This is a genomic window from Halogeometricum sp. CBA1124, from assembly GCF_009741955.1.
Taxonomy (GTDB): Archaea; Halobacteriota; Halobacteria; order Halobacteriales; family Haloferacaceae; genus Halogeometricum; species Halogeometricum rufum.
The window spans coordinates 1-7105 of record NZ_WPCD01000186.1; the positions used below are offsets into that span (position 1 = coordinate 1).

5 protein-coding genes and 2 pseudogenes are annotated in these 7105 nt (G+C 69.5%); 3 read left to right on the forward strand and 4 right to left on the reverse strand.

The window, feature by feature from the left end; genetic code table 11:
* Positions 1-941 (reverse strand): annotated as a pseudogene (locus GJ632_RS17340) (amidohydrolase); the annotation flags it as partial.
* A complete protein-coding gene (locus GJ632_RS17345; protein ID WP_191453610.1) occupies positions 938-2065 on the reverse strand; it encodes an anthranilate phosphoribosyltransferase in 1128 nt (375 codons plus the stop codon). The pseudogene GJ632_RS17340 and the gene GJ632_RS17345, both read right to left, overlap by 4 nt.
* A 103-nt stretch (positions 2066-2168) precedes the next feature.
* Between GJ632_RS17345 and GJ632_RS17350 the strand changes: the two genes are divergently transcribed.
* Together GJ632_RS17350 and GJ632_RS17355 are read left to right on the forward strand one after the other, a co-directional pair.
* The gene (locus tag GJ632_RS17350) at positions 2169-3215 is read left to right on the forward strand and encodes an Lrp/AsnC family transcriptional regulator (protein ID WP_191453611.1); all 1047 of its coding nucleotides are present in this window, start codon (positions 2169-2171) and stop codon (positions 3213-3215) included.
* Between the two features lie 176 nt (positions 3216-3391).
* The gene (locus GJ632_RS17355) at positions 3392-3640 is read left to right on the forward strand and encodes a hypothetical protein (RefSeq protein ID WP_191453612.1); all 249 of its coding nucleotides are present in this window, start codon (positions 3392-3394) and stop codon (positions 3638-3640) included.
* A 103-nt stretch (positions 3641-3743) separates the two neighbouring features.
* On the opposite strand, the gene GJ632_RS17360 is transcribed toward GJ632_RS17355, so the two are convergent.
* Complete coding sequence (locus GJ632_RS17360) at positions 3744-4175, reverse strand: hypothetical protein (protein WP_231751645.1); 432 nt, start codon at positions 4173-4175, stop codon at positions 3744-3746.
* A gap of 45 nt (positions 4176-4220) precedes the next feature.
* A pseudogene (locus GJ632_RS17365) lies at positions 4221-4997 on the reverse strand (CehA/McbA family metallohydrolase).
* 205 nt (positions 4998-5202) lie between these two features.
* Here GJ632_RS17365 and GJ632_RS17370 point away from each other — a divergent pair.
* Entirely contained in the window at positions 5203-6957 is a 1755-nt protein-coding gene (locus tag GJ632_RS17370) for a Rieske (2Fe-2S) protein (protein WP_191453613.1), read from the forward strand.
* Positions 6958-7105: the final 148 nt, after the last annotated feature.

Sequence of the window (7105 nt, forward strand, 5' to 3'; positions counted from 1 at the left end):
TCCCCGCGGCGTGTTCGAGACGCGGTCGGCCTTCGCCATCATGTAGTCGTTCAGGTCGGCGTCCTCGCCGCGCACCTCGACGCGCATCCGCGCCTCCTCGCAGATGACGTTCTGCGCGTTGTCGGCGTGGACCTGCCCGACGTTGATTCGCGTCTTCCCGTCGGCGTGCCGCGGGATGGCGTACAGGTTCTGAATCGCGGTGCTCATCGCCTGCAGGGCGTTTCGCCCCTCGTTCGGCGCGCCGCCGGCGTGGGCCGGTTCGCCGTCGAACGTCACGTCTATCTTCGCGTTCGAGAGCGGGCGGTCGTAGCCGCCGACGATGGTGCCCGTCGCCTCGTCCAGTCCGAGGTGGAGGGCCAACAGGGCGTCCACGTCGTCGAGGTGGTCGGTCTCGCTCATCGGCTTCCCGCCGCGGCCGCCCTCCTCCGCGGGCTGGAAGAACAGCTTCAGCGTGCCGTCGAACCCCTCGGCGTCGAACGCGCGGGCGATGCCGACGCCGATGGCCGTGTGCCCGTCGTGCCCGCAGGCGTGCATCTCCGTCGGGTGGGTGCTGCCGAACCCCTCGCGCGCCGGCCGGTGGTCGTCGTCGGTCGCCTCCGACCGCGCGAGGGCGTCCATGTCGACTCGGACGCCGATGGTCGGGCCGTCGCCGTAGCGCTTCGACGCGACGAGGCCCGTCACGTCGTCCATGTAGTCCAGATACTCCTCGGGTGCGCCCTCGCGCCGCGCGCGTTCCCGCGCGGCGGCTATCTCGTCGTCGGAGGGCACGCCGAGTCGTTCCTCGGCGTTCACCGCGTCCGCGCCGAGAGCGAGGTCGAACCCGAGTCGGTCCAGTTCCTCGGCGACGAGCGCGGTCGTCGGAACTCCTTCCAGCCCTCCTCGGGGTGGCGGTGCAGGTCACGGCGAATCTCGACCAGCGAGCGGTCGTCGAAGGTGGTCATACCCGACGCTCACCGCCTATCCAAAAAACGCGCGGGAAGCGGAGAGGGAGGTCAGACGCGCGCAGGTCGTCGAGGACCGCCTCGGCGGCGCCCGACTCGATGCTCTCGCGGGCCATCTCCAGTCCGTCCGCCAGCGTCTCGGCGTCCTCGCGGGCGTAGATGCGGAACGCCGCGTTGAGGGCGACGGCGTCGTAGAAGTGGTCGTCACACTCGCCGGCGACCACGGACTCCGTGATGGCCGCGGAGTCGCCGGCTACGTCGTCGGGGTCGACTTCGAGGTCCTCGTTCTCGAAGTCCATCCCGTACTCGGCCGTCTCTATCTCGAAGTCGGTGAACTCGCCGTCGGTGGACTCGCCCACCTTCGTGTAGCCGGGGCGGATGTCGTCGTAGCCCTCCATCCCCTGGAACATGACGACGCGGCGCGGGTTCAGTTTCTCGGACTGCTCGAACGTGTCCACGATCTTCTTCGCGAACGCCAGGTGGTAGAAGCTCCCGAGGTGGACATCGGCGTTCGCGGGGTTGGCGATGGTCTCGATGGTGTTGACGAACGTACGGACGCCCATCTGGTCGCGGCGCTCCCACAGGTCGTCGATGGCCGGGTTGAACGCGGGCTGGTAGTAGAAGCCGAAGCCCGTCTCGTCCACCTGGTCTGCGCTCTCCTCGGGGGACAACTCGGTGCGAATCCCGAGTTCGTCGAGGACGTGCTTGTAGGCGTCCTGCTTCTGCGTCGGGACCCGGTCGCCCGAGTGGACGACGACGGGCGTGCCCGCGCCGGCGGCGACGATGCCCGCGGCGGCGCCCAGTATCGCCGTCTCGCCCTTCCCGTCGTAGTTGGCCCCGCAGTCGACGGGGTCGGCGTCGGGTTCGGCGTACTCGACGTGTTCGCACATCACGTCGGCGTAGGCCGCGAGTTCCTCGGCGACGTTGTGCTTCCACCGGTTCGCCAGCCAGAACGCCCCCAGCGTCGTGTGGTCGGGTTCGCCCGCGAGGATGCGTCGCATCGCCTCGCTCGCCTGTTCGCGCGTCATGTCCTCGGCGGACTTCGTGCCCGTCCCCACCACCTCGGTCATGAGTCGCTTCAACGGCCACTCCCCGAACTCGGGGCTCTCCGGCGCTTGTGCCATGGTTCGGAGTTGGGAGCCGCGGGTCAAAAGTGGTGCGTTAGCGATAGCTGAATCGTCGCCCGAACCCGAAATAGGTACGTTCACCGAGTCCTCATAGCCGGCAATGAGCGCACTCTCCGACGACTGGCGGGCCGACTTAGACGAGGTGGACGCCACGCTCATCGACGAGTACCAGAGCGGATTCCCCGTCGTCGAACGGCCGTTCCGCGCCCTCGGCGCGGAACTCGGCATCAGCGAGGACGACGCTCTCGCGCGCGTCCGCGCCCTCCGCGAGGCGGGCATCTTCCGCCGGTTCGGGGCCGTGTTGAACCCACCGGTCGTCGGCAGTTCGACGCTGGCCGCCGTCTCGGCGCCCGCGGACCGCTTCGAGGAGGTGGCCGAGGTGATAAACGGCTACCGGCAGGTGAACCACAACTACCGCCGCGACCACGAGTGGAACATGTGGTTCGTCGTCACCGCCGCCTCCCGCGAGGTGCGCGACCGGATTCTGACCGAAATCGAGGAGCGAACCGGGCTCGCGGTGCTGAACCTCCCGATGCTCACCGACTACTACATCGACCTGGAGTTCCCGGTGATGAACGACGACCGGTTCGCCCGCGAGAGTCTCGCCGAGACCGAAGTCAACGCCACGCGCATCTCCGAGGAGGCGACGGGCGACCTGTCCGCCCTCGAGGCGAACCTCCTCGTGGAGATTCAGGACGGGTTCCCGCTCTCCGCGACGCCGTACCGGGACGTGGCCGACGCCATCGATGCGGACGTCGACGACGTCCTCGCGGCCGTCGACCGACTCCTCGACGACGGCTGTATCAAGCGCATCGGCTGCATCGTCAACCACGTCGTCACCGGCTTCGACGCCAACTGCATGGTCGTCTGGGACGTGCCCGACGAGGAGTTGGACGAACGGGGCGAAGCCGTCGGCCGCCTGCCGTACGTCACGCTCTGCTACCACCGGCCGCGCCGCCCCGAGCAAGACTGGCCGTACAACCTCTTCACGATGATCCACGGCCGCGAGGCCGACGCCGTCGACGAGAAGATAGACGAACTCGCCGCCGACCACCTGCCGTTCGACCACGAACGCCTCTACTCCACGGCGACGCTGAAGCAGACGGGCGCGCAGTACGAGGAACTGGTCGGGTCGGAGTCGCCGTAGCCATCGGCGCGTGACCGCCGGTGACGTCGTGACCGCCGGTCCGGGTCGCCGCCGCGACCGGTCGGGATATATTTGCAAACCTGACACGTCTGTCGGCCCGTGCCCTCCGACGGCGACGCCCGGAACGTGAGCGACCGTGCCGACAGCGCACCGACGGCCGAACGGAGGTCGGAGGGGTGAACCGCGACGACGTGGACGTCGAGCGACTCGCCGGTGCCGCCGTCTTCGTCCTCGGGTTCGCCCTCCTCGACGTTCCGGCGACGCCCGTCGAGTACGCTCTGTGCGGACTCGTCGTCGTCGGGAGCCTCGCGGCCACTATCGAACCATTCCGGGCGAATCGGACGTCCGCATCGGCGCCGGCCTCGTCTACCTCGGCGTGGGCGGCGCCAAACTCGTCGCGGCGGTGGGCGCGCCCAACGTCGTGACTGCCACGGGTCTCGACGGTCTGTTCTCCCTCCTCTTGGTCGCGGACCTCCTCGGCGCCGAGTACCGGCGACGCCGTCCGCTCTCCGAGTGACGAACGTCCTCTCAGCCGTCGCCGAAGCGGTCCGCGAGGATTCGGTAGACCACGTACGCGGCGAGAGCCACGGCGCCGCCGAAGACGGCGCTCTGGACGCCGGCCGGCGGGACGTCGAACGCGAACGCGAGGCCGAACACGAGGGCGACGACGCCGAAGACGATGGCGAGGCGGACCGCGCCGTGAACCGCGCGGAACCTCGCGACGAAGCGGCGACCGGGAGCGGTCGACGCGGCCGGCCCGTACGCGAGGCCCGTCACGACGAACCCGGCGACGAGGAGCGCGGGCGAGACGTCGCTCATCTCGTACAGCGACGCGCCCGAACTCAGGAGTATCAGTCCGGACAGCGCGAGGTTGAACAGCGGCCGTTCCTCCGGGCTGGCGGTGCCGTCTGACGCGCCGGTGTCGGTGCCCGCGGTGTCGGACCCGGTGGTGGAGGGCATCGGCTCTGGTCGACGAACTGACGGGACAAAAGCCTCCTGTCACGACTACCGCGAGAAGGGAGAGACGCGGTAGAGCAGTTGCGCGGCCTGCACGACGCCCGTCTTGGCGACCGACCCGCTCTTGACCGCGCCCTGCTTCGCGACGTAGCCGCTCTTTCTGCGCCGGCGCCGCGTAGTGGCGGGCGCTCGTCGGGATGGGCGTCCGGCGACCCTCGACGCGCGTCGCGCCGTCGCGGATGGCGTCGAGGACCACGTCCGTCGTGAGTTCCGGACGGCGCACGTCCGGGATGTCTATCTCGGTGTACGCGCGGCCGACGTACCCCACCTTGTGCGCGTCGCTGCCGGCGACGCCCGGGTAGCCGCCGGACTGGGCGAACCGGCGTGCGCGGCGGTTCTTCCACCCCGTGAACAGCCACGAGTTGTACACCTCGATGCGTCGGGGTCGACCCCGCGAAGCCGCTTCTTCCGGACGCCGTGGCGACTCCGCTGGAACGGGTGCGGGACGATGGCGACGCCGCCGCGGTCACGGACCCACTCGACCGTCTCCTTCATCGGCGCGCGGCGCGGCGGCATCTCCCGGACGCCGAGACAGAGGAGGTGGCCGTCCGCCGTCGACACCTCCACGCCGGGGATGCCGACCAGCCCGTACATCGGGGCCAGTTCCGCCGCGCGAATCGACTCGTGGATGACGTCGTGGTCGGTGATGACGACGGCGTCGAGACCGATTTCGGCGGCCTGTTCCAGTATCAGCTCCACGGGGTCGTGCGCGTCGTACGACGCGTCGGAGTGAACGTGGGGGTCGATTCGGACGGTGAGGGACACAACGGAACGTTCGCGTTCGTCGGCAAAAAACCGTCGGATTATATGACAACACAGAGCACACGAGCGCTCAGAGAGACGATTTCGGCGTCGAGAGTCGATATGAGTCGGCTACCTCCGAGAAATATATGCCCTCTACTAATAACAGTCTGGTTACAATATTACGCTTCAGCGAAGCTTTAGGCGCGTATGCGTGCTACCGTGTCACATGAGTTCGACCGACCGGTTTCGCGAAGTCGTCTCGCTCTCCGACCTCGAACGCGACGGGCGCGTACAGGCGTCCGTCGACGGGCGGGCACTCGCCGTCTTCCACCACGAGGGGGAGATTCGCGCGGTGGACAACCGCTGTCCCCACATGGGGTTTCCCCTGTCGGAGGGGAGCGTCGAGGACGGCGTCCTCACCTGCCACTGGCACCACGCGCGGTTCGAACTCTCCTGCGGCGACACGTTCGACCCGTGGGCCGACGACGTGCAGACGTTCCCCGTCGAGGTGCGCGACGGCACCGTCTACGTCGACCCGCACCCCGAACCGGACGAACCGCCCGCCGACCACTGGGCCCGCCGACTCGACGACGGGTTAGAGCAGAACCTCCGCCTCGTCGTCGCCAAGTCGGCCATCGGCCTCGTCGACGCGGACGTCTCCGCCGACGACGTCGTCGAACGCGGCGTCCGCTTCGGCGCGCGCTACCGGGAGAGCGGGTGGGGCCCCGGTCTGACCATCCTCGCGGCGATGCGGAACGTCCTCCCCGACCTGCGCGAGGCGGACCGAAAGCGCGCGCTGTATCAGGGACTCGTCCACGTCGGCGACGACTGCGCGGGCGAACCGCCCCGGTTCGATCAGGACCCGTTCGAGACGACGGACGTGTCGTTCGACCGCCTGACCGAGTGGTTCCGCGAGAACGTCGAGGTCCGCGACGCCGACGGTGCGGAACGGGTCCTCAGGACCGCCATCGCCAACGGCGCGGACGACGCCCGCCTCGCGACGATGCTGGCCGCGGCGGCGACGGACCACCGCTACCTGAACACCGGCCACACGCTCGACTTCGTCAACAAGGCCTGCGAGGCCCTCGACCACGTCAGCTGGGACCACGCCGACGCCGTCCTCCCGAGTCTGGTCGAGGGGATGGCGACGGCCGCCCGCGCCGAGGAGCAGTCGTCGTGGCGACAGCCAGTCGACCTCGCGGCGATGCTTGACGAGACGTTCGCGGACCTCGATTCGCTCGTCGCCGCCGGGGCGGGGTCGGCGTGGTCCGCGCCCGAGGGGTTCACCGAGACGCTCCTCGCGGAGGACCCCGAGACCGTTCTCGCGGCCCTCGAAGACGCGATTCGCGCGGGGGCGTCGGTCGAAGCGCTCGCCCGCGAGGTGGCGTTCGCCGCCGCGACGCGCGTGGCGCGGTTCGCGACGGTCAACGAGTTCTCCGACTGGAACACCGTCCACCACACGTTCACCTACGCGAACGCGGTCCACCAGTTGGCCCGCCGGACGGGGGCGACCGAACTCTACCGCGGCGTGTTCGACGCCGCCACGAACGTCTACCTCGACCGCTTCCTCAACACGCCGCCCGCACCGCTCCCCGACCCGGCGTCCGGGGCCGGGGCGGACCCGGCGGACCACCTCGACGCCCTCGTCGAGACGTTCGAGCGGGAGGGCGAGGTGAACGAGGCGGGCCGCCGCGCCGCCCACTACCTCGACTGCGGCGGCGACGTGGACCGCCTCCGCGAGCGACTCGGCGAAGCGCTCCTCCGCGAGGACGCCGGCTTCCACACGTATCAGGCGCTGGAAGCCGGGTTCACGCAGGCGGCGCTCAGGGACGACCCCGCCGAGGTGCGGACGCTCCTCGTCGCCGTCGCGCGCTACCTCGGCGCGCACTTCCCGACGCGGCGGGAACGCGAGCAGACGTTCACCATCGCCGCGCGCCTCCACCGCGGCGAGAAGATTCACGAGGCGTCGAGCGCGGAGTAGCCCTACTCGCTCGCGGCGATTCGCTCGCCCGCGTCGTGCCCGTTCCAGAGGGCGCGGTGGACGCGCCCCTCACCGACCAACCAGCGCGGCCGAGAACAGGCCGCGTCCTCGAGCATCGGATCGATGTACAGCTACGTACGTCTGAGCA